Below are 26,801 nucleotides of genomic sequence, written 5' to 3' on the forward strand. Positions count from 1 at the left end.
ACTCCATGCTTGGCGAAGAGGATATTTAATGAGGGGGATTTTTCTTTTATGGTTTTGTGCTGTATTGAGCAGGTGTCAGTATGAATAGTGTTAATAATATTCGGTCAATATTTTTGGATTATTTTCATCGTAATGGGCATAAAGTTCTTTCTTCTAGTCCGCTTGTTCCGAGAAATGATCCTACACTTATGTTTACAAATGCAGGGATGGTGCAGTTTAAAAATGTTTTTACTGGACTTGAACAACCTCCTTATAAGCAGGCAACAACGGCACAAAAATGTGTTCGTGCGGGTGGAAAGCATAATGATCTTGATAATGTTGGTTATACGGCACGCCATCATACATTTTTTGAAATGCTGGGTAATTTTTCTTTCGGTGATTATTTCAAAGAAGAAGCCATTCTTTTATCATGGAATCTTTTAACGAAGGAATTTTGCCTACCAAAAGATAAATTGTTGGTGACAGTTTACCATAGTGATGATGTTGCTGCTGAACTGTGGCGTAGAATTTCAGGTCTTCCAGATGAAAAAATTGTCCGTATTGCGACGGCTGATAATTTTTGGTCGATGGGAGAAACAGGACCTTGTGGTCCTTGTTCGGAGATTTTTTATGATCATGGCGATGAAATCTGGGGTGGTCCTCCTGGAAGTATGGAAGAAGATGGCGATCGCTTTATTGAGATTTGGAATCTTGTTTTTATGCAATATGAGCAGATTTCTCAGGAAAAACGTGTTGATTTGCCTCATCCTTCTATTGATACCGGTATGGGATTAGAGCGTATTGCTGCTGTTTTACAGGGCGTTCATGATAATTATGACATTGATCTTTTTCGTGCATTAATTGCTGCATCAGAAGAAATTACAGAGATTGAGGCAAAGGGTGATTTTATTGCCAGTCATCGTGTCATTGCTGATCATCTTCGTTCATCTGCATTTTTGATTGCTGATGGTGTGCTTCCTTCTAATGAAGGAAGAGGATATGTTTTACGTCGTATTATGCGTCGTGCTATGCGTCATGCGCATCTTCTTGGTGCTAAAGAGCCCTTATTGTGGCGACTTTTGCCTGCTTTAAACCGCGAAATGGGACAGGCCTATCCTGAATTGGTGCGTGCTGAATCTTTGATTTCAGAAACTTTAAGGTTAGAAGAAATACGTTTTCGTAAAACGCTTGAACGAGGACTTGGTTTGTTAAATGAAGTAAGTACCGATCTTAAAGAAGGAGATCATTTAAATGGTGAAGTTGCTTTCAAGCTTTATGATACCTATGGTTTTCCGCTTGATTTAACGCAGGATGTTTTGCGGCGTCGTGGAATATCTGTTGATGTTGATACTTTTGATAAAGCGATGGAACGTCAAAAAGAGGAAGCGCGTGCCAATTGGTCTGGTTCTGGGGAAGCTGTAACAGAAAAGATCTGGTTTTCTGTTCGTGATAAAGTGGGGGCTACAGAATTTTTGGGTTATGAAACAGAAACGGCTAAAGGCATTCTTACAGCTCTCGTGTGTGATGGTAAACTGGTTGATCATATTTCTTTAGGTCAGAAAGCTATGCTTGTTGTTAATCAAACACCTTTTTATGGTGAATCTGGTGGACAAGTTGGTGATAGTGGGATCATTTCTGGTGAAAATTTTATTTTTGAGGTGCATGATACCCAAAGAAAGGGTGATGGTGTTTTTATCCATATTGGGGTGGTGAAATCTGGTCAGGCATCAAGGTCTGATTGTGTAGAATTAAACGTTGATGTTGTTCGTCGTAAAAAAATTCGTGGAAATCATTCTGCTACCCATTTGTTACACGAAGCTTTACGACAAGTTTTGGGATCTCATGTTACACAAAAAGGCTCTCTTGTATTGCCAGATCGGTTGCGTTTTGATTTTTCTCATCCAAAATCCGTTTCACCAGAAGAACTGAAAAAAATAGAAGATTTAGCAAATGAGATTATTTTGCAAAATAGTAGAGTGGTAACGCGCCTCATGGCTGTAGATGATGCAATTTCTGAAGGTGCAATGGCATTATTTGGTGAGAGATATGGTGATGAAGTTCGCGTTGTTTCTATGGGGGAGCCACTTGAACAGCGAAGATTAAAAAAGCATTGGTCAATAGAGCTTTGTGGAGGCACACATGTGGAGCGAACAGGTGATATTGGTTTGATTCATATTTTTTCTGAAAGTTCTGTTTCGGCTGGAGTGCGGCGTATTGAAGCTTTAACAGGCAAAGAAGCACGTCTTTATCTTAGCCGCCAAGATGAACGTATTCATGAAATTGCTGATCTTTTAAAAACTTCTTCTGCTGGCGTGGAAGAACGGGTGCGAATTTTGCTTGATGATCGTCGTAAACTTGAAAAAGAATTGAATGATGTACGCAAGAAAATGATGTTGAGTGGTGGAATAACAGAAAGGAGCCAAGGTGATATTACCATCATCAATGGGCTTTCTTTTACCGGACGCGTTGTTAAAAATATTTTACCACGGGATCTTAAGGCGCTCGTTGATTCTGAGAAAAAACAAATCGGATCTGGAGTGGTTGCTTTTATTAGTGTCTCAGAAGATGGAAAAGGGAGTGCTGTTGTCGGCGTTACGGATGATTTAACGGATAAGTTAAATGCTGTTGATCTCGTTCGTATTCTTTCAGGTATGCTTGGTGGTAAAGGTGGAGGTGGCCGTCCTGATATGGCGCAGGCTGGTGGTCCTGAGGGGAACAAAGCTGATGAGGCATTTGCGGCACTAAAAGATTTTCTGGAAAAAATTAAAGAATGAAATCATTCTGCATAGGTGTTTCTTACATTTTTATATTGGGTTGGCGTCTAAGTATCACGAATATCTATCTGGTGTGTTGCTGAAATCAAGATACAGCGTAATTGAGGGAAAATCCAATTGTAAAGACAAAAACAGTGTTTGTCTTTATTATCACTGTTTCATTTGGCTTTGTAGCTTCCAAGCGTTTCAGGATTCACCGTTTTAAGATAAGATAGATTATGCAGCACTTCATGCTTTGCTATGTATTCTTTTACTAAGAAGACTAGTTATTGTGTTGCTCCTATAGATTTTTTTGAAGAAACATCTCTTTTTATGAAAGGGATAATACAAGATTTATTGCATACGATTATCCTTATAAAGTTATAAGCTGTCATTATTTTATTAGCTTTCAAATAACTAAAATCCCTTTCCTTAAAAAGGCTTATAAAAGAGTTGTTGTATCTTAGAGATATTGTATTGTTTTCATTTTACTTGTTATGTACAAGAAAACAGTTTTTTATTTATCATTAAAAGGTCTTGAAATTCTCCTATCTTTATAAATCTTTATTTCAAGTTATAAAATAATGAATTATCAATATAAATCAAAGGAATGTTACACAAATCTAAAGATTTAGATTAATATCTAATTTATTATGATGAGATTATCTTAATATATTGATTTATAATGATAATTTATCGTTTCAAATTCTGTGTATGTTAAATTAATCAAAATCACTCATGGATGTCGTTGTGAAATGGGCTTAGGAGCATTGAGAAATGTTTCTAAAAAAGCCATATGAATGTGCAAAACAATGACATTCTGTTCTTTATGAGAGGATTATAAAGAACGTGATAAACAAAAAGCAATACATAATATTCATTATTAAAAAAGCTATTGCTTCAGTTCGTTTTGAAATTCGTAAAGCTGAGTTAAAAGAAGACGGTAAAACTGGAAGTTATTTTTACCTTTACATCTTTATATTTTCCCTAAATGAGAGTGTATACTCGTTAATACGCACAGATATAGGGCAATATTTTTGTCCCAATCTAGTAAAATTGCAATAGCAGAGAAAATACTAAATTGTTTTAATATCTGTCTTAAATACCTGAAATGGATTGTGGCATTTTTAGAAATCTTTTTACTTGCATTATACAAGCGCTCTTGTTGTATTGAGGAGGATTTTTTTGCATAAGATTTATGAAGAGTATCATTTTTATGATGCTATGGCTTCGTGTAAGGGGATAACATTTTCTCCTTCTCTTTCTGGTGGTTTGATTGTTAAACCACTTGCCTTTAAAAATTTAGAGAAACGCCCTCCTTTATCGATCAATTCTTGAAAGTTTCCTTTTTCCATTAAGTAACCATGTTCCAGAAAGAGTATCATATCAGCATTGCGTACTGTTGAGAGGCGATGTGCTATAATAAAAGTAGTGCGGTTATGGCGTATGGAATCGAGAGCATCTTTGACACGTGCTTCTGTTTCAACATCAAGAGCACTTGTTGCTTCATCTAGAATGAGAATAGGGGCATTTTTTAAAACAGCGCGTGCAATTGCTAGTCGCTGTTTTTCTCCACCTGATAATTGAGATCCTCGTTCGCCCACTATTGTGTTATAACAATCAGCTTTTTTTAGAATAAAATCGTGAGCTTCTGCTAATTTTGCTGCTTCATAAAGTTCTTCATTCGTTGCGCTCGTTTTTCCTATTGAAATATTGTCATGAATAGTACGGTTGAAAAGACCCGAGTCTTGAAATACTGTTGCTAGAGATTTGCGTAAAGATTCGCGATTGATCGAGCATATATTTATTCCATCAATGGAGATATGCCCAAAGGCAGGGTCGTATACGCGCTGCAACAGATTGATCAATGTTGTCTTCCCAGCCCCTGTTGGTCCTACAATCGCAACAGTTTGTCCTGCTTTAACCTCAAAGGAAACATCAAAAACACCTTGAGAAGAATTTGGGAATTTATAGGTCACGTGATGGAATTGTATGGCGCCTTTAACATTTTGAAGGGAAGGAAGATTTTGCGGTTCGTTGATATGAAAGGTTGAGTCTTCCATTTCAAAAAATTCTTGCAGTTTTGCTTGTGAGGATATTGCACAATTAATAAAATTACTCATTTGGTCTAGACGGCTAATCATGAGTTGTGCAAATCCAACAAAAGCAACAACTTCACCTACTCGTAATTGACCTTTTGCAACAAAAAAAGCTCCAAGGAGAAGAACACAAACGATTGAAATTGTTGAAGCCATTCGATTTAAGCCACTGGCCAGCGCCCACCAATTGAGAACAGGATTTTGTGCTTTAAGCAGAGCATTTGTATGTTGATGCAGTATAGAAGTTTCTTCTTCTATTCGGTTATAACTTTGTACAATGGAAACATTAGAGATTGAATCACTGACATGTTTAAAAAGGTTGTGGTGGTAGCATTCTACAGCGGCTTGTCCGTCTTTTGTTTTTCGCATCACTAAACGTGCAATTAATACGTAGATGATGGCAAGCACAACCAAGACTATTGAAAGACGCCAATTCATATTAAACGCTATGGGGATGAGAACCAATAAGGCGACAAGTGTTGAGAGGTGTTGGCGCATAAAATCAAGCCATATGGTTGACATGGAATCTATTGCGCGCAAAAGTGTATGGAGTGCGTTGGAAGTCCCACGTTGTTGATGCCAAATTAAAGGCATGGCAATGATACGTTCGAAAGATTCCGTTAAAACCGTTAAGCGGCGTCTATGGGCTAAGCGGTCAGCACCGCGAGCAACAAGGACATAAGCAATAATATGTGAAAGTCCAAAACAAACCCAAAGGGTAAGAGTAGGAATGATAGCTGATTTTTCTGAAATAGAATCAATAACACGTCCGAATAAAATAGGTTCTGCAATGGTGATAATAGCTAATATAACATTAGCGGTACAGATTAAAAGAGATGCATTTTTTTCTCTATTTAGGTAAGTGAGAACACGTGCATAGGTTTTGAATAAGGACACGGTTAATTATCTCCATTCGCTATTAAGCGTAAAGGCTGTTGATTTTTATAACGCTTAGTTTTTAGCTAATAGAATTTGACCGTTAAGAAAAGGCAATTTTGGATACTAACTGTAATATGGTGTGATAAAGCCAACTAAAATATGAATTTTTGTGTTTATAAAGGCGCAAAACAGATCAATAAAATTATCAGGTAAAAAATTTTGGGCAGAGAAAATTAACAGGTAAGGGAATTTTCATGGCAGGCGTAGAAATAAAAAAAGTTGAGGTAGATGAAAATGGAATGCGCTTAGATCGCTGGTTTAAAGTGCATTATCCAGGACTTGGTTTTGGAGCTTTGCAGAAATTGTTGCGTTCTGGTCAGATACGGCTTGATGGTGGACGTGTTAAAGCCGATACGCGTCTTTGTATGGGGCAAGCTGTTCGTATTCCACCTCTCCCTATTAGTGACAAGGAAAATCTTTCAATAACGGATAAAACACTTCGTGGGCAGGATGATGAAACCGTTTTGAAAAAAATGCTGCTTTATGAAGATCCAAAGGTATTTGTTTTTAACAAGCCAGCTGGGTTGGCTGTACAAGGAGGTTCTGGTTTAACACGTCATATGGATAGTATGCTTGAGGTATGGCGCAATAAAAAAGGTGAAAAGCCGCGTTTGGTTCATCGTCTTGATCGTGAGACGTCGGGTGTCTTTATTGTTGCGCGATCAAGGGGAGCGGCTCAGTCCTTAACAGCTGCTTTTAGAGCGCGAGAAACAAAAAAGACTTATTGGGCGTTGGTTCGGGGCGTGCCTAAAAAAAAGCAGGACAAAATTTCAACGTGGATGGTTAAGGAAATGACTGCACAAGGTGATAAAATGCGTGTTTGTGAACATGGGGAGCCAGATTCACATCATGCGGTTTCCTACTATCGCGTTTTAGATACGCGAGGGCGGGCTCTTTCGTGGCTTGAAATGGAACCCTATACAGGGAGAACACATCAGCTTCGTGTGCATGCTGCCTATATGGATCATCCGATCATTGGCGATACAAAGTATTTTTTTTCTGATAGTAATTGGACATTACCAGGAGGAATTCAAAACCGTCTTCATCTTCATGCACGTCGTATTCGTATTCCTCATCCTTCAGGAGGAATATTGGATATTGTTGCACCTTTACCGCCTCATATGGTCCAAAGTTTTAATCTTTTGTCTTTTAATGAGAGTGATGCTGAAACAGAGTAAAGAAACTTCATTTGTTCTTTTTGATTGATACAAATTTTGTCTATAAATTTGATAAGATGAATAGTGCATCATTTGGAGAAAGTTTTTGATAAGTAAATCGCTATAAGAAAATTGTGTTTTTGAGTGATGAAATTTTCGAATATTGTAAGTTTTCTTTCTACAGCTCTTTATCCATATTGATTGTATTGTTATTTTGGGATACGATGTATTGTTTAATAATCTGAGTTGATGAAGCTGCTCCTTTGAATTATCTACAGAGGTCATATATTGGGGAGGCGTGTCTGTTGAGGGAGATGAGTTAGATAAAATCTGAAAGATATTTACTAAAATAGTGAAGGCGATTTTAATTTTTTCATGGGAGATAATTGAGGCATTTTATAGTAATGCTGAGGAAAAGTATCTTCTCAAGGAATTCCTTTTGTCAAGGAAGTTTGGTTTGTTATCAATGTTGTTTGATATGCTTATAGTATAGATTTATGCTTTGTATCTTTGTTTATATGAAGGTTTATTAGCAAAGTTCTTCTTTCAATGAGCAATTATTTTTCTACTTACTTAGTTTATCCAAAAGATTATCTTTCATAAAAGAAGAAATAAGTTTTTAGTATCTTAATGCTTCATTGAAGTGAACTCATCACATTGAAAAAATATCTAGACAAAAAATTGGAGATAAAACGTCAGGTGCGTTTTATTGCTCTAAGGAGGGCTTGAACACTTTTGTTTTGTCTAGTGAACAAAAACAGATATTTATTATGGGAACATTCAAAGGGGGGGATAAGTTGAAATTAGGAGTGACTGATGGGATCATTATTGATTGACGTTAATAACGTCTCAAAAATATATCGCAACATTGACAGAGGAATTGGTTTTAAAAACAAGGTGGTTTCTCTCTTCAAGCCGGTTTATACAAATCATCATGTGTTAAAAGATATGAGTTTTACCCTCTTTTCAGGGCAATCATTAGCAATTCTTGGCCCTAACGGAGCGGGTAAATCGACACTGGATTAAAATACTTTCTGGTATACAATATGCTGATGAGGGATGTATTAAAGTCCTTGGTGTTGATCCTTATAAAGCAAAAAAAGATCTGTTCAAGTCTTTGGGTGTGGTCTTTGGTCACAAGAATTGTTTGTGGTGGGATTTACCCTTACGCTACAGTCTGGATATGGTTCGACCATTATATGGTCTTGAACGCGCCTCTTTTACCCGTGATCTTAGAGAGATTACAGAGTTGCTGGGTCTTGAGCATATTATGGATAAGCCAGTGCGGATGCTTAGTCTGGGTGAGAGAGTGAAAAGTGAATTGGCATTTAATCTCTCCTTTAGACCTAAACTGTTGTTTCTCGATGAGCCAAGTATTGGTCTTGATATTACATCTAAGCATGAAATCAGGGAGCTTCTTAAAAAACTGAAAAGGGAGCGCGGCACAGGGTATATCATCACGAGTCATGATATGGGAGATATTGATGGATACGTTGATGATATTATTCTCTTGCATAAGGGAAAGAAACAGTTTCATGGCAATCTTCAAGCGCTTAAAAATGTCATTCCTTCTTTGGTGAGAATGACGCTTTTTTGTGAACACGTAGCTACATCTTCAACTGTTGTAGAAAAAATTGATGAGATTGCGTTGAAATCATCTACTTCTTTAAAGGATAAGCACTTTAACGCTGAAGAATGCTCGCTGGAGGTTTCGCTGCCCCGTGAGGATTTTGCGCGTTTTGTACGCGAAATTACAACCGAACTGAACTGTACGTTCTCTGTATCCACTCCCTCGCTTGAAGAGATGCTCCGTGTTAAATTTAAAGAATTTATCTAACCACTGCTTTGGTATGTTTCTTTTTGCCAAGAATGGATTACTCACTGTTCTAAGTGATAGAGTAATGTTTTTTACCGATATTATCATTGGGACACTTTCGCCATTTGTTATTCAACTTCTATTATGGAATGCACTTTTCTCTGATATGGGCAACACCATAAATGGCTTTAGCTTTCATGATATGATGTATTATTATGCTTTTGCTTTAGTCCTAGGACGCTTAAATAATGGTTATAATGTGATTAAGTTTTTCTCTCATCATGTTAAAGAAGGTCAATTAGAAGTATATCTTACAAAGCCCTTCAGTTATATGACACAAATGCTTTTTACTTTTTTAGGGGAGAGTGTATTATATAGCATCCCGTTATTGGCTCTTTTTGTTGTTAAGCTTGTTTCATCCTATGAAAATATTCTGGGATTGGTCATCGCTTTTCTATTCTTTTTTCTCATTGTTATTCTATCACAATTGCTTTGTTTTTTAATCTCTTTTGGAATTGCCTTATTAAGCTTTTTGGTGATTGAGTACAATATATTACTCTCTTTCAGTATTCTCAGTTCAGCGCTTCTTGGGGGTGTTCTTTTACCACCATCTTTTTGGCCGGTGTGGCTTATTCCGCTTATGCAATTTAATCCTTATCGTTTCATGATATCAGCTCCTGCCGAGTTTTTCGCGACGCAAAATTTAGCGTTGTTTCAGCAGTTTATTTTCGGAAGTTTTACTTATATTTTGTGTCTTTTATTCTTAATTTATATTGCTTGGAATAAAGGAATGAAAGCATATAATGGAGCGGGTGGTTGAGATGAAAATAATCCTTCATTTTATCAGCCTGAATATCCGCCGACAGATTGTTTATGGTAAGAATTTGGCTGGGGAGTTTATTCTTTCTCTATGCTATTATTTTATTCAATTCATATTTATTGATAGAATATCTTCTTTTTCAGGAAAGATCGGTAACTATAGCACAGATGAAATTCATTTTATCTTTGTTGTCTTTGTTTTACTTGGAATATTTTTGAATATTTTTACTAATTCTATTGAAACATTTTTTGAAAAAGTAGCGGATGGTAAAATTGAGCCATACTTGATAAAGCCTGTTTCAATCTGGTTGTTGATGTTGTTTGGTTGGTGTAAACCACTTAATCTGATCAAGCTCTTTGTTCTTTATGTTAGCGCCTATTTATTTGTATCATTACCGAATATATCCGATCTTAAGCTCAGATGGATCTCTTTTATTGTTGCAATATTTTGTGTTTTTATCGTCAATATTTGTTTTTTCATGATGTTTAATTTTATAACATTTATTATTAGCCGTAAGATGCCTGTCGAATATTTTCATGAAATGATTTACGAGCTGTCATTTGTACCAATAGGCATTTATCCTTTAAGCATCGTAAAATGGTTTTTGTTTATGCTTCCTATGGCTTTTTCTGCTTCTTTGCCCGTTTCACTGTTATTTGGTAAAGGCGAATGGAATATTGGATATCTTCTGTTGAGTACTTTTCTTTTTATTGCTATGACTTTCATAAGTTTAAAAAAAACAATTCGTAAATTTAATGGATTAGGGGGATGATATAAAAGTCAGAAAGTTATAATCGTGGAAGACAATGAACTTTATTAAAGAACTTTATTAAAATTATTCCGCGTTCTTGTAGAAACGAGAGGCTGTGAAATCGTCAAAATGTGTAATGTCCTTATGGCATTAGATTTGGCGCGTTCACCAAAAGTTATCTCTTATTGTATCTGATTTAGCTTTTTCAATCAAAGAGCTAAGCTGGAGTTTACGCTAATTTTTTTACTAGGACAGCTATTTCTTCCTAATTTATAATAATGCAAATAATTTTATCAGAATCTTTCAATAAAGTATTTTTTTGTTTTCTGTAAATTTTAAAAATATTTATCTTACTATATTATATAAAAAATAAAAAACAGTACGTGTAACTAAAAAACAACACGTTGGTATTTTTTGTACTGTAATACCATAATAATATTTATGATAATAAAACTAAAATTATAATAAAAACAATAAAATAATTCTAATTTAATACATTTTAGCATTAAATTGTATAATATAAAAACACAAATAAAATAATTGACAAACTTAAGATAAATATGTAACGGGTATATTGTAAATGTAATATAATATAAAAATAGCAATTAAAATAAAATTATTAATTAAAGTTTTGTATTATATTTTTTATTATAAGAAGATAAATATACGTTATCGATAGATGATGTAATGTTTTCTATTTAGAGGGGGTGGTAAAGAAAATTTATTTTATTAAACATTGTAATAGGTGGTTATGATGAAAATATTTAAGCATTGTATAGTATGTGTGGTTGCAGTCGCTATTTTCTTTTCACAGGTTTTAGGAGCCAATGCCGATTCTTTAAATGGTAGATTTCAAAATGCTGGTTTCATTTCTGTAATGACACAGGAAAATAGAGTTATTAAAGCTGTTGATATGATTATTAGCCAATTTGGAGGACAAGGGGCTGAGAAAAATGTCCAAAAAGTCGCAGGTTTAATGGGGATGGAGGCAGCGATTTTTGGTTTAATCGCATATCTTGTATATTTCTTTACTAGAAAGCCACCGAGTCCCGGAAGAACGACAGGTGGAAGAACATTCGATGCTTTTGCTTATAGTGCATGGGCTTTGAATTAAAAGATATTTTACTTGATGAACTTTGAATTATTCTGTTGTTGAATATTTTATATAAATAAACCGTGATATTTAATCACGGTTTATTTATATTTTACTCTTAATGATATTGATAAGTTTATCCTTAAGATATTGTTTGGGGGATGGCAGTATATGGCACATTAAATTTAACTAATCAGCTATTTTAAAGACTACTTAAATTTTTTCCTCTTTAAAATACGCATTTGAGCTAAGTTTGTGGCTGATATTTTTTTATGATGAAAACGCGAATGCATTAATTGAGATATCCATAAACTTTGCATATTAACTCAAAAAATATACGGTAATACAATCTTACAACTATTTGTGGGTTTCATTTTTATGAAATGAAAAAGCATAGTGATGAGTATTACAAATGTTTGCGTAAAAAGCTTTTATTGGAAGCTTTTAGTCTCTTTGTGGTTTACAATTTTTTTTATCATTTTATCTTAAGCAAAGAGAATGTAGATTCATTCCTATTTTGTTTAAGAAGGGTGGAAGTTATACTAATGTCAAAAAAAGTCATGATCGTGGAAGATAATGAGCTTAATATGAAGCTATTCCGTGATCTCGTAGAAGCGAGTGGCTATGAAACCATTGAAACGCGGAATGGTCTTATGGCATTAGATTTGGCGCGTTCATCAATGCCATCCCTTATCCTTGTGGATATCCAGTTGCCAGAGGTCTCTGGAATAGATGTTATTAAACAATTAAAAGAAGATGAAGAACTAAGATCGATTCCCGTTGTTGCTGTAACAGCCTTTGCTATGAAAGGGGATGAAGAACGAATTCGTGCAAGTGGATGTGAAGAATATATGTCAAAACCTATTTCTGTCCCGCATTTTATCACAATGGTAAAGCATTTCTTGGATTGAAGCTTGTTAAGTAATGATAGAAAAAGACATTGAAAAGCTTATGAGATAACTAAAGTTATATTACAGATATTTTGTATTCTAGCACGTGGATATGTCTATTAAAAAAATACAAGTTTTTAAAAATTGAAACTGAGCTTTTGAATTTTTTGATCTATTTTTTAGCTCTTGTCTAAGGAGAATCGGTTGTTTTGCATTCTTATTTTCTTCTAACCGGTGTAAATTTTTCTCTACTAAAAATCTGTTTTAGCAGTTAAAAAAGCCCCGTTTTTGTCCGAGGCTTTATGCATTGTACAAAAAATGAAATTAACGCTTTGAGAATTGGAAAGAACGACGTGCTTTTGCTTTACCGTATTTTTTACGTTCAACAACACGGCTATCACGGGTGAGAAAACCACCTTTTTTCAAGATTGAGCGAAGTTCTGGTTCGTAATAGGTTAAAGCTTTGGAAATGCCATGGCGCACTGCACCAGCTTGTCCGGAAAGACCACCACCTGCAACGGTTGCAATAATATCAAACTGGGTATCCCTGTTTGTTGCAACAATTGGTTGACGAAGAATCATTCTAAGAACAGGACGAGCAAAATATTTGTCAAATTCCTTATTGTTGATCGTGATTTTTCCAGAACCTGGTTTAATCCATACGCGTGCAACAGCGTCTTTACGCTTTCCTGTTGCATAAGCACGTCCTTGTGAATCAAGCTTTTGCACGTGGACAGGAACAACATTTTCATGTGTTTCTGTAATACTTGTTACTATGCTAAGCTCAGAAAGAGAATTAATTTCAGCCATAATCAAGCAATCCTTTTGTTTTTGCGGTTTAAAGCACCAACGTCAAGAGATTCAGGCTGTTGTGCTTCATGTGGATGTTGGCTTCCAGCGTAAACACGTAGATTCTTCAATTGACGGCGACCAAGGGGACCACGAGGAATCATGCGCTCTACCGCTTTTTCAATAACGCGTTCGGGAAAACGCCCCTCAAGAAGTTGACGTGCTGTACGTTGTTTGATTCCACCAATATAGCCGGTATGCCAATAATATTTTTTATCCGTATATTTTTTGCCAGTGAGAGCTATTTTATTTGCATTAATGACAATAACGTTGTCACCATCATCAACATGTGGAGTAAATGTAGCTTTATGTTTGCCACGTAAGCGGTTAGCAACAAATGTGGCAAGACGACCTAAAACAAGGTTTTCTGCGTCAATAATAACCCATTTTTTCACCACTTCAGTTGGCTTTTGTGAAAAAGTTGCCATAGAAGTATCCTTTATTAGAACCCTTTTAATATAAGGGAATTTTTACTGTTTTGCGTTGAAAATTGTTACCATAGCGAAATATTTAACGCATACTACTTGCTCTGATATAATGTCTTTTGATTGACGTCAAGAGAAAATAAAAACTTTATAAAACAATATGTTATAATAATGGTATTATAATACCTCATTAAAAGAAGTTTGTGTACCATTTAAACTTAAAATGAATGTTGCAAAAGACTATTTTATCTTTACCGCATGATTGTATTTTATCTTTCTTCATTATAAAATAAGCAATAATGCAGTGGTCTCGTTATTTTCTCAATGTTGAATCTTCTGCTTGTGGTCAAGCTTGGTTAGATGCCCTTGATGTTCAAGGGATAAATAATGCGCGCGCTATTTCCCAAAAATTTGGTTTTCCAGATCAGTTAGCTCGAGTACTTTCAGCAAGAGATGTGGATGAAGCTGAGGCTGTTGCTTTTATTAATCCAACATTACGTACGCTTATGCCTGATCCAGAAAGTTTTAGGGATATGCAATGCGCTGCAGAGCGTATTGTTAAGGCTCTTCTCAATCAAGAACAGGTTGCTGTTTTTGGTGATTATGATGTTGATGGTGCTTGTTCTTCAGCACTCATAGCGCGTTTTTTTCGTTATTTTGGTATTGAAGTCAAAATTTATATTCCTGATCGTATTGTTGAAGGCTATGGTCCGAATGAACAAGCAATGAGGATGCTTGTGCAAGAAGGTGCTCGGTTAATTATCACTGTTGATTGTGGCGCAAACAGCCCAGATGCGGTAAAAGCAGCGAGGCTTGCTGGTGCTGATGTTGTGATTTTAGATCATCATCAAATGTCAGAGATTCATCAAGAAGCCGTTGCTCTTGTCAATCCTAATCGTCCTGATGATTTTTCTAAACAGGGGCATTTATGTGCAGCGGGCGTTGTTTTTGTTACGTTAGCTTGGGTTCATCATTTGCTGCGGAAAAAACAATTCCAAGGGCAGCTGCCTGATCTTTTAAGTATGCTTGATCTTGTTGCATTGGCAACCATATGTGATGTCGTTCCATTACAGGGGGTTAACCGTGCTTTTGTGATAAAAGGGCTTCAAGTTGCTCGTTCTATGCATAATCCAGGAATAACAGCTTTAACAAAGGTTGCACGAATAGGGGAGCCGCTTAATAGTTTTCATTTTGGTTTTTTGTTAGGTCCTAGAATTAATGCAGGAGGGCGCATTGGTGATCAAGCTTTGGGAGCACGTTTGCTTAGCTGTGAGAATAAAGATGAAGCGGACAGAATAGCAGAACAATTAGATCAGCTTAATCAAGAACGCCAAGAAATGGAGAACATTCAATTAACACAAGCGGAATCTTATATTGCTTCTCTTTATCAAGATCAAGAAATACCCTTGTCACTTGTAATTTCTCATAAAGAATGGCATCCGGGAATTATTGGTATTCTTGCTTCCCGTCTCAAAGAGCGTTTTTTTTGTCCTGTTTTTGCTATTGCTTTAAAAGAAGATGGAAATGGCGTAGGGTCGGGACGTTCAATTAATGGTATAGATTTAGGAGCACTCGTTCGTGAAGCTGTTACATTAAATTTATTAGAAAAAGGAGGGGGACATAGTATGGCAGCAGGAATTACAATTCAATCAACAAAAATTGAAATCTTTCGAAAATGGCTAGAAGAAAAAGTTTCTTTAAGGGTTTCTGAGTTGCATGCTAAAAAGTCTCTTAGTATAGATGGTTCTCTTTCTGCTTCTGGTGTTAATGAAGCGCTGTTTGAGTTGCTTGAAAAAGCAGGGCCATTTGGGACAGGGAATGCAACACCTGTTTTTGTTCTTCCCTCTCATCGATTGGTGAATCTATCTGAAGTTGGTAAAGGACATCTTCGCCTCATTGTATCTAATGTTGAAGGAAAAAAACTGCAAGGAATAGCTTTTCGTGCTGTAGGGACATCGCTTGGTGATTTTCTTTTTGAAAATATTGGTGAGATGATTCATTTAGCTGGTCATCTTAGTTTGAATTATTGGAATGGAACGACCAATCCGCAACTGCGTGTGATTGACGCAGCCGCAGTGGTTTGAAAGGGATATTTTTTACATTAGATGTCTAGATTAGAAGCAAAAGTAGAATTTTCTTGTATGAAACGAAATCGTGCTTCTGGTTTTGTTCCCATGAGACTTTCTACAGTCTTTTTCGTTTCTTGCATTTCCACGGCATCAATAGAAACACGAAGCAATGTACGTTTTTGAGGATGCATAGTCGTTTCTTTAAGTTGTTCCGCGCGCATTTCACCCAGCCCTTTAAAACGCCCGATTTCGACTTTAGCTTTTCCAGTAAATTCAGTTTTGAGTAATTCATCCTTGTGAATGTCGTCACGAGCATAAGCAACTTTTCCTCCTTGCGATATTCTATAAAGGGGAGGGACGGCGAGATATAAATGTCCCTGATGAATAAGGTCAGGCATTTCTTGAAAGAAGAAGGTAATGAGCAGTGACGCAATATGAGCACCATCAACATCAGCATCTGTCATGATGATAATACGTTCATATCTGAGATCTTTTTCACGATACTTGGAGCGTGTTCCACATCCAAGAGCAAGGATAAGATCGCTAATTGTTTGGCTTGAGTTCATTTTTTCATGTGCAGCACTGGCGACATTTAAGATTTTACCACGAAGAGGTAAAATTGCTTGGTTTGCTCTATTTCTTGCTTGTTTAGCAGATCCTCCTGCAGAATCCCCTTCAACAATGAATAGTTCAGCACCCACAGCATGGTTCTGGCTACAATCTGCAAGTTTACCGGGCAGACGTAATTTACGGACAGCAGTTTTTCGACTTATTTCTCTATCTTGGCGTCGTTTAACACGTTCTTCAGCACGTTCAATAACCCAATCGAGAAGTTTTGTTGCTTCTTGCGGGGAATTTGCTAACCAATGATCAAAAGGATCGCGGATTGCATTCTCAACGATACGCTGTGCTTCAATGGTTGCTAATCGATCTTTTGTTTGTCCAACAAATTCAGGGTTACTGATAAAGACTGAAAGTATTGCGGCTGTTGAAATCATAATATCGTCAGACGTAATAATTGTTGCGCGCTTGTTTCCTATTAACTCAGCGTAGGATTTCAATCCACGCAAAAGAGCTTGACGTAATCCTATTTCGTGTGTTCCGCCTTCTCCTGTAGGAATCGTATTGCAGTAAGATTGCACACAAGAATCACCACCATGCCAAGCAATAGCCCATTCAACGGAGCCATGGCCATTATTTTGTTGTGTTTTGCCAGAAAAAACTTCTGATGTTACTCGATATTCATCTTTTAGTGACGAGAGTAAATAGTCTTTAAGCCCATTGGGAAAATGAAAAACAGCTTTTTCAGGAATATTTTTTGCGCTTTCAAGTATGACGGGATCACAAGTCCAGCGAATTTTTACGCCACCAAAAAGATAAGCTTTGGAGCATGCCATCTTATAGATTTTTTCTGGATCAAAAGCTGCTTTTTCACCAAAAATTTCACGATCAGGATGAAAACGAACGCGCGTACCACGACGATTATAAACATCTCCTAGATCTTCCAATCCAGATTGAGGAATACCGCGTGAGAAACGTTGGCGGTAAAGTTTTCGTTCTCGTGCAACTTCAACTTCCATATCATCAGAAAGAGCATTGACAACAGAAATTCCTACTCCATGAAGCCCACCCGCAGTTTGATAAGCCTTTCCATCAAATTTTCCCCCTGAGTGGAGTTGTGTCATAATAACTTCAAGAGTAGATTTCTCAGGCATTTGAGGATGATTTTCGACAGGAATACCACGTCCATTATCTGTAACGGTTATATAACCGTTCCTATCTAATGAGACCTCAATAAAATCTGCATAACCCGCAACAGCTTCATCCATTGCGTTATCAATAATTTCGGCAAATAAATGATGAAGCGCTTTACTGTCTGTTCCACCAATATACATTCCAGGGCGTAAACGTACGGGCTCTAAACCCTCAAGCACTCGAATAGAGAGGGCATTATAGTCATCTTCTTGCGTATCTTTTGCACTTTTTTTTGAAATCATCGCTTTTGATTTCATTGGAGACTGCAGAGTGTTTTCTTTTGTATTTACCCGAGATTGGGCTTTATTTAAAACACTAAAAAGATCCTTTTTGTTATCGCTCATAGCGTTTAACTATCTACCTCATAAAATAAAATATTTATTAAAGTAATTTTATGCCTGTTTTTTATTTAAAAATCAATGCACTTAGGAAACATCAATTGTTGGACCGAAAATTTGTTCAAAGGCGTGTTTGAGAGCAATATCAATATCATGCATTGTTACAGGGTAACCTAGATCAAGAAAGCTTGTTACACCGTGGTTTGTAATTCCACAAGGAACAATTCCTGAATAATGGGCTAAATTAGGATTAACATTGATAGAAACTCCATGAAAACTTATCCATTTGCGCACTCGAATGCCAATAGCTGCAATTTTATCTTCGGAAGAAAGATCATTTTGTTTTGATGGGCAATGAGACTGTTTAACCCAGACACCAACGCGATCTTCTCTGCGTTCGCCTTTAATATTAAAGTTTGCAAGCATCTGTATGATCCATTCTTCTAATGCACTAATGAAAGCACGAATGTCTTGTTTTCGGCGTTTAAGATCAAGCATGATATAAGCAATACGCTGTCCTGGACCGTGATATGTAAATTCACCTCCACGTCCTGCTTCATAAACAGGAAATAAATTAGGCGCCAAAAGATCTTTTTTATTTGCACTCGTCCCTGCTGTATAAAGGGAAGGGTGTTCAAGAAGCCAAACTTGTTCATGCGCGGTTTTTGCAAGAATTTTTTCTACACGTTCTTGCATATAACGCAGAGCTTCAGGATACTCAACTAGATGATTACTTATCTTCCATTCAACGGGTGGATTTCCTAGAATTGCATTAAAATGATGTGATAAGTGATTACGATCCGTATGTTTTAATTCAAATGTCATTGGTAATATTTATCTTGATGTTTGAGTTTGTATTGTAATCAGAAAAATAAAAAAAGAACAGGATTAAGAGATAGTTTATAAGAAGTGCAATGAATTTTATTAAAAAAATCATTATGCTCGTTTTACCATCTTCCTGTTGCACCGCCACCACCTGATGATCCACCACCACCTCTGAATCCTCCTCCCCCTGAAGGTCCGCCAAAGATTCTACCAGAACCTCTACCGCTCGCATTTAAGTTTAAAAACCAAGGTGTGAAGACAATACCCAGCCAAAGATACTTTCGTGGACCTATTTTTTTACCAAAAATCATAGCAAGAATGGGCAAACCAACGACTATAAAGAGAATGAGAAACGTGATTGTATTTATAATCATTTCTTCTTTTTCAGCTTGTTTGCGTTGTTCTTCAACATCTTTAGCTTTTTGATTGATTCGAAAAGAAAAATCAGCATCACTTTGTGTGATCACTTTGATAATTGCGTGAACGGATTCGACAATTCCTTTTTGATAATTTCCTTCACTAAAATTAGGAATCATGAAGCTATTAATAATGACAGAGGAAATGGCATCTGTTAGTTCTCCTTCCAGACCGTAGCCTACCTCAATACGTGCTTTGCGTTCATTTGGTGCAATGACGATTAATATGCCGTTATTGATTTGTTTTTGACCTAATCTCCATGTACGAAAAAGAGAATTGCTGTATGTTTCTATATCATTGCCCGAAAGAGTAGGGAGCGTCACAAGAACGATTTGATCTCCTGTTTTCTCTTCGAGTGTAGCTAGCTTTTCCGTTAAATTTCTTTGTGTTGCATGATCAAGTAAATGAGCCATATCGTTGATATGGCCGGTTAAGGGAGGAAACTTAGTGTGTGCGTAAGTGACATTCCCCAATGCAATGATCAAATATAGAATACTCAAAGGAACCCATAAACGTAGAAAAGTACGACGTTGTATAGAGTGTTGAAATATTTTCATTAATTAAAATTAACCTTTGGTGTTTGTTGGCTATCAGTATCGATGGTAAAAGTAGGCATAGGTTTAGCATCACGAAACCATAGCTTTGCCCAAATCATCGTCGGCATTGTTTTGAGTGCAGTATTGTAGGCACGTACTGTTTCAATATAATCGCGGCGTGCAACGGAAATTCGGTTTTCTGTTCCTTCTAATTGTGATTGAAGAGCAAGAAAGTTCTGGTTTGCTTTAAGATCCGGATAGTTTTCGACAACAGCCATAAGCCGCGAAAGTGCACTTGATAAATTTGCTTGATTTTTGAGATATTGCTGCATAACTTCTGGATTATTCAACATATCTGCATTAATGTTGACTTGCGTTGCTTTTGCACGTGCTTCAATTACATTTGTGAAAACGCTTTGTTCATGAGCTGCGTAAGCTTTAACTGTTTCTACAAGATTGGGGATGAGATCTGTACGACGTTGATATTGATTGAGCACTTCACTCCATGCTGCGTGTGCTTTTTCTTCATTTGTTGGTATCGTATTAAATCCGCACCCACTTAAAAATGGGACTAACCATGCCAAAAAAATCACGATTGAAAATTGTTTTAATATTTTAAACATTGAAGAAGTTTGTACGTTTAACATAAAGATGCCTCCACAGATATTTTATGTAATATATAGGGTTTATCTTTTTGGTGGAAAGTATTTTAAATTTTATAAACAGGTATATTTATCAATAAACCGACATCTCTATGCATTTTAGGCACGCTTAAGTGATTTGTTGATATTAAAATAATAATGGTAATATAGAGATCATCTTATAAAAGATCAATGATATTCATATCAATTATTATTACAGAAAATTATATATTTTTGTAGTATTTTTTGTGTTTCACAACGTGCAGATAACAATTGAAAAAGGGAAAAATTTAAGCATCAATCTTATGGAAAGATAGAAGGTAGGGCAGTTCTTATTTTCCCTCCTTTAGAAGTTATGCTTAATACATCGGATAAAAAAGGGTTTTTAATTATGTATGGTAGTAATTGTGAAAGAGGGGAAAATCCTGTGATAGAAAGTGTTCAACGGCAAAGTGAAAAGTTTGATGGATTGGCTAATGATTATGATCGTTATCGTCCTCGCTATCCTCTCACTTTATTTAAAACCATGCTCCATCCTTTTAAGAACAAAAAGCATTTGTCCATTGTGGATGTGGGGGCTGGGACAGGTATCGCATTAGAGGGAATTGTTAAATTTTTAGGAAATGAGCACCAATATCATGCTATCGATGTATCGGCAGATATGATTAAGAAGGGGCGAAGAAAATTTCCTACGGTGCAGTGGTATCAGGGCCGTGCCGAAGACCTATTGCCTCAAATTGGTGAGGTCGATTTTGTCATTGCAGCGCAAGCGTTTCAGTGGACGGATCGTCCTAAGTTGCTTTGTTCTGTTTCAGATCAACTTCGAGTCAATGGTGTCATGGCTGTTATTCAAAATAATCGTGATTTCAAGCATAGTGAATTTCTAGAGGCTTATGAGACATTGTTAGAGAAAATGAGTCCGAATTATTCTCGGTATTATCGTAATTTTGATTTTTTACAGGAAATGAGTGATGGCTTTGGGGTAGATCCAGAAAAGATTTTTTTCCATACGCACAATTGGATGATGATGATCCCATCTGAAGCTTTTATTGGAATGAGCCGCTCTTCAACGCAAGCGCAACGCGCTATTGCTTGCTATGGGGAAGAATATTTGCGGCAATTGGTTGCATTGATAAAGAAATATGAAGTGCAAGGTAATTTGGAGCTTTTGTATCGAAGTGAGCTCTATATGTATGCAGGATAATCCGATATCGATGATTACTTTTGCTCTTTTAGCACATCAGAGTAGGCGGTATTCAGGAGATTAACGCATTATTAAGGCAGATTTTGAGGAGGGAGAGTTTTTTCTTCTTCAGCATTCAAATTGACATCTTATTACATCTTACATCTTATTTTTATTTTAAATAACGGGTTAGCTCGAGCCTTGTGTGGTTTTATTGAAGATGTGCTTTTCAGGTTTCAATATGGCGCTTTAAATACAATTTTAGAAGTGGCAAAGAAGTGGTAAATAAGCTTAATTTCTTCTATGTTGTGATGTGTAAATAAGTTTTTTAATTTTCTATAGAGTTTAATTTTTGCAATCATGATAGATTGTGGCAGCTATCTATCTAAGATTTTTATAAGTTTAGTAGGAATAGCTTAATGATATATCCATTGAGTCCTCCCTTTACGCTTCATACACAAGAATAAGCCTGCACCATCACACACTTTATCATCTCCCAATGTTGCGACAGCCTTTGAGACGGTTCATAAGAGGAGTTTTTAGTTCTTTTTTGTACAGTCTTATCCATACGCCAATTTCGCTTATGACGTGCAAGCGAATGGTTTTGACTGATTCAACGTACACGGATTTAGAATGGGAGAATCTTAAGATGTTCGGCTTTCTCATTCAATATGAATAATGCTAGATTATGATTATAAATTAATGCGTTATCTATTTTTGAAATCCATGACCTTGGTTGTGCTTGTCAATATTTCATTTTCATTTATCGTCAACTAGTCTACTTTTGGATAATGGCTCCATTGTAAGGAATGCCTTTAAGAAAGCATTCTTGTTTTAAAGAGTCGTTATAGTTTTTTTGTTTTATAGGAGGATCAATAATGCTAAACATTATACTTTGATTAAAAAAGAAAGTAAATTATGACTATTATACTAAAACCGAGCGAGGTGACGCTTAGTGAACTTGAAGCTATTTATTTTAATGGTGAAGTGAGTAAACTTCATAATGACACGCATTTAGCTATCGAGAAAGGGGCTCAGCGCATTGCTGAAATTGCTGCTGGAAGTGAGCCTGTGTACGGTATTAATACTGGTTTTGGGAAGTTGGCTTCTATTAAAATTGATGCGGACGATGTCGCTGTTTTACAGAGAAATCTTATTTTGTCCCATTGTTGTGGGGTAGGAGAGCCTTTAGCTGAAAATATTGTGCGTTTGATAATGAGCTTAAAGCTTATCTCTTTAGGAAGAGGGGCTTCAGGAGTTCGTCTAGAATTGGTAAATTTGCTGGAAAATATGCTTGCAAAGGGTGTCATTCCTATCATTCCTGAAAAAGGGTCTGTTGGTGCTTCAGGTGATCTAGCTCCACTTGCTCACATGGCGGCTGTTATGATGGGAGAAGGAGAAGCATTTTTTCAAAATATTCGTATGAGTGGAGCGGTTGCATTAGAGAAAGCGGGATTGTCCCCTATTATTTTAGAGGCAAAGGAAGGTCTAGCTCTTATTAATGGGACGCAAACATCAACAGCTCTTGCACTTGCCGGTCTTTTTCGAGCTTATCGGGCATTGTGTGGTGGATTGCTGGCAGGAGCTTTGACGACAGATGCCATTATGGGATCAACGGCGCCATTTCATCCTGATATCCATATTTTACGAGGACATCATGGGCAGATTGCTGTATCGAAAACATTAGAAAAGCTTGTAGAGGATTCAGAAATTCGTGCAGCACATTTACGTGGTGATGAGCGTGTACAAGATCCTTATTGTATACGTTGCCAGCCACAGGTCATGGGGGCATGTTTTGATATTTTGCTAGCAGCAGCAAAAACACTGATTATTGAAGCAAATGCTGTTACAGATAATCCATTGATTTTAAGGAATGGTGAAGTTGTATCAGGTGGGAATTTTCATGCTGAGCCTGTAGCGTTTGCTGCTGATCAGATTGCTCTTGCTTTATGTGAAATAGGATCTATTTCTCAACGGCGTATTGCTTTGATGGTTGATCCAGCAGTTTCTTATGGACTTCCAGCTTTTTTAGCGTATAATGCAGGTCTTAATTCAGGTTTTATGATTGCTGAAGTAACAGCAGCAGCTTTAATGTCTGAAAATAAGCAAATGGCTCATCCTGCTTCCGTTGATTCAACACCAACTTCAGCTAATCAAGAAGATCATGTTTCAATGGCTTGCCATGGAGCTCGTCGGTTATTGGTAATGAGCGAAAATCTTTTTACACTTATTGGCATTGAAACGCTTGTTGCAGCACAGGGAATTGAATATCGTGCACCTTTAAAAACAAGTGCTTTTTTGCAATCTGTTATGGAATGTTTACGCAGAAATGTTGCTTCTCTTAAGGAAGATCGCTATCTGGCTCCAGATCTTCATCAAGCACATATACTTGTGCGTGAAGGGCACTTATTATCTATTTTACCAGAAACAATTTTTCCTTCACTAGAACCCAAATAATATTTATTTTTGAGTTCAAAAGAGAAGGAGAGACCTAATTATGAGATTTCTTTATACAAAAATTGGAGAGATGATGAATATATCTTTATAATAATTAATAAATATTTTTCCATTTATTGGCTGTTATGTATTGTGTTTATTCACAATTATCTCTTTAATACGCTTATCTTTTGATATAAACTAATTTAGATAAGTTTATGAATGAGTGTATTATATTTATTATTACTTACTAAAATTAATATTTCTATTGAGTATTTCTCTTTTTAAAAGATAGTTTATAATTTTTGTACTTTTAAATCACGAGAAAGGGAAAATAAATGTCTAAAAATCGTCTATTATGTATTTTAATGGCAATCATTGTTTGTTTTTCGCAAATTGTGGAGGCTCACGCGAATTTTTGGAGAGGAAGATCTCAACAGGGTGGTTTTATTGCTATATGGGTACAGGAGAAAGATATTTTTGTTCAGGTAACAAGAGGAGCTATCATGAATGTTTCAGATCAAAGAAGTGGAAATAATAGTCGCTCTCTTGTTGGACCAAAGGTTGAAAAGATGATATTTGCCGCAGTTGCTCTTTTGCTTGGAAAGCTTGTATTTAAAGCGGCTGGAGTTTTTAAAAGATGGGCTGGGGCTAAAATTTCTCACGCCTTTGAGGAATGGCGAGATTCACTTTATCATTGATTAAGCTATATCAATTGGTTTTAAAAATGAGTGCACGTGGTGTTGAATGCAATTTATGATGATGTGACAAACTAAAAAGTATAGAAGGTTTATACGGTATTAATAGAAAGTTTAACGCATGTTTCTCTTGAATACGATGATATCAATTTAAGGTTTTTATTTATAGCCTTGAAAAACACATATGATGAATGGAAGCTTATGCCTCTCATGTAAAACAGTGTTGTTTTTTGCGTACACGGGTTTGTTTTAAGAAAATATTTCCTCAATACTTAAGCTTACATGTCAGGGTTGCATCCGTGACTGGTATAATCTAAAAACTCTCGTGAAAAGTATAAGATTAATAGTGCATCATTATTTTTTATGTTACGAAGATACGAGTTGATACTATCAGATAATCTATTTTCCGAGTTTCGACAGCTTTTTGTATTTGAGACAGTTTATTAAAAGGCATTTTTATTTCTTTCTTTATGTGTTTTTTATTCACACGTCAATCTCGCTTAGAATGTGTAAACGAAAAGTTTTGATTGCTTCAATATGAACAGGTTTGGAAAAGAGAAAATCTTATGATATTGAGGAGCCAATTCAATATATAAAACAATAAATTATCCTTATGAATAAAAATGTTTACATTATCTTGCATTCAATCCCACATTTTCTGCAGAAAAATAGAAAATATAAAAATGAGTTAAATGACAATTATAAAAAATTTTATTATCACGTAATTTCAATAAAATGATACAAAACTTAGGCTATAAAAAGCTGAATCATTCGCAATAAAAGTATTTTTCATTGCCTAGGATAAAGCACCTGGAAGGCTATTGTTGAATGCTTTTAAAGTATATCTTCGAAAGAGAAACATGAGGCTTTATTTATCATAAAGCTGTTATTGTGGTGTGGATTTTCGTCAACATTTCAATAAAGAAGGAAAGTAATGGCACGAAATGAACTGAAACGAGGTATGAGTAAGCGCCAAGTTATTTTTTTAGCTCTTGGCTCTGCTATTGGAACAGGTCTTTTTTATGGGTCTGCACAGGCAATTAAGCTTGCGGGTCCAAGTGTTTTGATTGCCTATTGTATTGCTGGTTTAGCTATTTTTATGGTTATGCGGGCTTTAGGAGAGATGATTATTCATAATCCATTGCCTGGTTCTTTTGCACGTTATGCAGCAAATTACATATCGCCATTAGCAGGTTTTTTAACGGGATGGACATATGTATTTGAAATGATTCTTGTTGGTTTGGCTGATATTACAGCTTTTGCGACTTATATGGGTTTTTGGTATCCTGATGTTGCTCCTTGGGTATGGGCATTTAGTATTACGTTAATTATCACGGGTATTAATTTAGCTGCCGTAGAAGTATATGGTGAACTAGAGTTTTGGCTGTCTTCTATTAAAGTTATTGCTATCATTGCAATGATTATTTTAGGAATAGTAATTATTTTTTGTGGTTGGGGTGAAAGTGCAGTTTCTTCTACTGTTACTGTTCATAATTTATGGAAGAATGGTGGTATTTTTCCTAATGGTTGGTTTGGTTTTTTAGCTTGCTTTAGTGTTGTTGTCTTTGCTTTTGGTGGTATAGAAATCATTGGGATGGCAGTCATGGAAGTTCAAAACCCTCATCAAACAATTTCAAAGGCAATTAATTCTACTCCAGTTCGTATTTTGCTTTTTTATATCATGACGTTAGCTATTTTAATGTCACTTTATCCTTGGAATGAGATTGGTCTTATGGACAGCCCTTTTGTATCCATTTTTGAAAATCTTGGGATTTCATATGCGGCAAATATCTTAAATATTGTTGTTGTTACAGCGGCTATTTCTGCAATGAATAGTGGAATGTATGGTGCTTGTCGCATGATACATGGTTTATCGCAGGAAGGTTATGCTTTAAAGAAGTTTCAATATTTATCAAAAAATGGTATACCAATTTTTGTTATTTTGATGATCTTCGGTATTTTTCTTCTTGGTGCTGTCCTTAATTATTTTTACCATGAAAAGCTTTTTTTTCTTATTGCTGCAATGGCAACATTCGCGACAGTTTTTGTGTGGATGATGATTCTACTTTCACAAGTTTTTATGCGAATTAAGATGCCTAAAGAAGCACAGAATAGTTTAAAATTTCCAATTCCATTTTGGCCAATAGGATCGATTTTTTCTATTTTATTTATGGTTTTTATTTTTATTCTCTTATGGTATTTTGATGAGACACGACCAGTTTTAATTATAGGTTTTAGTTGGATTGCTTGGCTTGTTATTTGTTTTTATGCACTTAAACTTCATAATTTTAAGCAAAAGAAACTGCAATAAAATGTGAATAGAGGTTAAACT

The 26,801-nt window shown here is 36.0% G+C and carries 20 protein-coding genes; 13 read left to right on the plus strand and 7 right to left on the minus strand.

The window, feature by feature from the left end; genetic code table 11:
- Positions 1–80: 80 nt before the first annotated feature.
- Positions 81–2,753: an alanine--tRNA ligase gene (alaS, locus tag ACFIK8_RS05355; RefSeq protein ID WP_375669014.1), complete on the plus strand. Its 2,673-nt coding sequence runs from the start codon at positions 81–83 to the stop codon at positions 2,751–2,753.
- A gap of 1,193 nt (positions 2,754–3,946) precedes the next feature.
- Here the strand turns inward: alaS and ACFIK8_RS05360 are convergent.
- Positions 3,947–5,728: a glucan ABC transporter ATP-binding protein/ permease gene (locus ACFIK8_RS05360; protein ID WP_375635851.1), complete on the minus strand. Its 1,782-nt coding sequence runs from the start codon at positions 5,726–5,728 to the stop codon at positions 3,947–3,949.
- A gap of 236 nt (positions 5,729–5,964) precedes the next feature.
- On the opposite strand from ACFIK8_RS05360, the gene ACFIK8_RS05365 reads away from it, so the two are divergent.
- The 7 genes from ACFIK8_RS05365 (at position 5,965) to ACFIK8_RS05395 (ending at position 12,318) form a co-directional block, all read left to right on the plus strand.
- Positions 5,965–6,948 (plus strand): RluA family pseudouridine synthase, encoded by a 984-nt coding sequence (locus ACFIK8_RS05365; RefSeq protein WP_375635852.1) that lies wholly within the window; start codon positions 5,965–5,967, stop codon positions 6,946–6,948.
- 795 nt (positions 6,949–7,743) lie between these two features.
- Entirely contained in the window at positions 7,744–7,953 is a 210-nt protein-coding gene (locus tag ACFIK8_RS05370; protein ID WP_375635853.1) for an ATP-binding cassette domain-containing protein, read from the plus strand.
- Positions 7,916–8,764: an ATP-binding cassette domain-containing protein gene (locus ACFIK8_RS05375; RefSeq protein WP_375635854.1), complete on the plus strand. Its 849-nt coding sequence runs from the start codon at positions 7,916–7,918 to the stop codon at positions 8,762–8,764. Before ACFIK8_RS05370 ends, ACFIK8_RS05375 begins: the two co-directional genes overlap by 38 nt.
- The gene (locus ACFIK8_RS05380) at positions 8,739–9,563 is read left to right on the plus strand and encodes an ABC-2 family transporter protein (protein ID WP_375635855.1); all 825 of its coding nucleotides are present in this window, start codon (positions 8,739–8,741) and stop codon (positions 9,561–9,563) included. Before ACFIK8_RS05375 ends, ACFIK8_RS05380 begins: the two co-directional genes overlap by 26 nt.
- Entirely contained in the window at positions 9,547–10,335 is a 789-nt protein-coding gene (locus ACFIK8_RS05385; RefSeq protein WP_375635856.1) for an ABC-2 family transporter protein, read from the plus strand. Before ACFIK8_RS05380 ends, ACFIK8_RS05385 begins: the two co-directional genes overlap by 17 nt.
- Positions 10,336–11,068: 733 nt before the next feature.
- Positions 11,069–11,428, plus strand: coding sequence for a hypothetical protein (locus tag ACFIK8_RS05390; RefSeq protein WP_375635927.1), 360 nt, complete (start codon positions 11,069–11,071; stop codon positions 11,426–11,428).
- A gap of 524 nt (positions 11,429–11,952) precedes the next feature.
- Positions 11,953–12,318, plus strand: coding sequence for a response regulator (locus ACFIK8_RS05395; RefSeq protein WP_015856546.1), 366 nt, complete (start codon positions 11,953–11,955; stop codon positions 12,316–12,318).
- A gap of 303 nt (positions 12,319–12,621) precedes the next feature.
- On the opposite strand, the gene rpsI is transcribed toward ACFIK8_RS05395, so the two are convergent.
- Both rpsI and rplM read right to left on the minus strand, forming a co-directional pair.
- A complete protein-coding gene (gene rpsI / locus ACFIK8_RS05400) occupies positions 12,622–13,107 on the minus strand; it encodes a 30S ribosomal protein S9 (protein WP_015856545.1) in 486 nt (161 codons plus the stop codon).
- Between the two features lie 2 nt (positions 13,108–13,109).
- Positions 13,110–13,574: a 50S ribosomal protein L13 gene (gene rplM / locus ACFIK8_RS05405; protein WP_375635857.1), complete on the minus strand. Its 465-nt coding sequence runs from the start codon at positions 13,572–13,574 to the stop codon at positions 13,110–13,112.
- A 296-nt stretch (positions 13,575–13,870) separates the two neighbouring features.
- On the opposite strand from rplM, the gene recJ reads away from it, so the two are divergent.
- Positions 13,871–15,655: a single-stranded-DNA-specific exonuclease RecJ gene (gene recJ / locus ACFIK8_RS05410; protein WP_375635858.1), complete on the plus strand. Its 1,785-nt coding sequence runs from the start codon at positions 13,871–13,873 to the stop codon at positions 15,653–15,655.
- Between the two features lie 17 nt (positions 15,656–15,672).
- Here recJ and parE read toward each other — a convergent pair whose 3' ends face one another.
- From parE to ACFIK8_RS05430, 4 genes are all read right to left on the minus strand, one after another.
- Positions 15,673–17,739, minus strand: coding sequence for a DNA topoisomerase IV subunit B (gene parE, locus ACFIK8_RS05415; protein WP_375635859.1), 2,067 nt, complete (start codon positions 17,737–17,739; stop codon positions 15,673–15,675).
- A gap of 81 nt (positions 17,740–17,820) precedes the next feature.
- Complete coding sequence (lipB, locus tag ACFIK8_RS05420; protein WP_375635860.1) at positions 17,821–18,558, minus strand: lipoyl(octanoyl) transferase LipB; 738 nt, start codon at positions 18,556–18,558, stop codon at positions 17,821–17,823.
- A gap of 122 nt (positions 18,559–18,680) precedes the next feature.
- A complete protein-coding gene (locus ACFIK8_RS05425) occupies positions 18,681–19,532 on the minus strand; it encodes a TPM domain-containing protein (RefSeq protein ID WP_375669015.1) in 852 nt (283 codons plus the stop codon).
- Positions 19,532–20,158, minus strand: a complete 627-nt coding sequence (locus ACFIK8_RS05430) for a LemA family protein (protein WP_015856539.1) — start codon at positions 20,156–20,158, stop codon at positions 19,532–19,534. The genes ACFIK8_RS05425 and ACFIK8_RS05430 overlap by 1 nt, the downstream gene beginning before the upstream one ends.
- Positions 20,159–20,543: 385 nt before the next feature.
- Here ACFIK8_RS05430 and ACFIK8_RS05435 point away from each other — a divergent pair, with 385 nt between their 5' ends.
- The 4 genes from ACFIK8_RS05435 to ACFIK8_RS05450 all read left to right on the plus strand — a co-directional run bounded on the left by ACFIK8_RS05435 (position 20,544) and on the right by ACFIK8_RS05450 (position 26,780).
- Positions 20,544–21,356 carry a class I SAM-dependent methyltransferase gene (locus tag ACFIK8_RS05435; protein WP_375635862.1) on the plus strand — a complete coding sequence of 271 codons (813 nt, stop codon included), beginning with the start codon at positions 20,544–20,546 and terminating at the stop codon, positions 21,354–21,356.
- An 897-nt stretch (positions 21,357–22,253) separates the two neighbouring features.
- Positions 22,254–23,792, plus strand: coding sequence for a histidine ammonia-lyase (gene hutH / locus ACFIK8_RS05440; RefSeq protein WP_375635863.1), 1,539 nt, complete (start codon positions 22,254–22,256; stop codon positions 23,790–23,792).
- Positions 23,793–24,109: 317 nt separating this feature from the next.
- Entirely contained in the window at positions 24,110–24,472 is a 363-nt protein-coding gene (locus tag ACFIK8_RS05445) for a hypothetical protein (protein ID WP_375635864.1), read from the plus strand.
- Between the two features lie 931 nt (positions 24,473–25,403).
- Entirely contained in the window at positions 25,404–26,780 is a 1,377-nt protein-coding gene (locus tag ACFIK8_RS05450; RefSeq protein ID WP_375669016.1) for an amino acid permease, read from the plus strand.
- Positions 26,781–26,801 lie beyond the last annotated feature (21 nt).

The sequence above is a fragment of the Bartonella sp. MR168JLCBS genome, assembly GCF_042194175.1.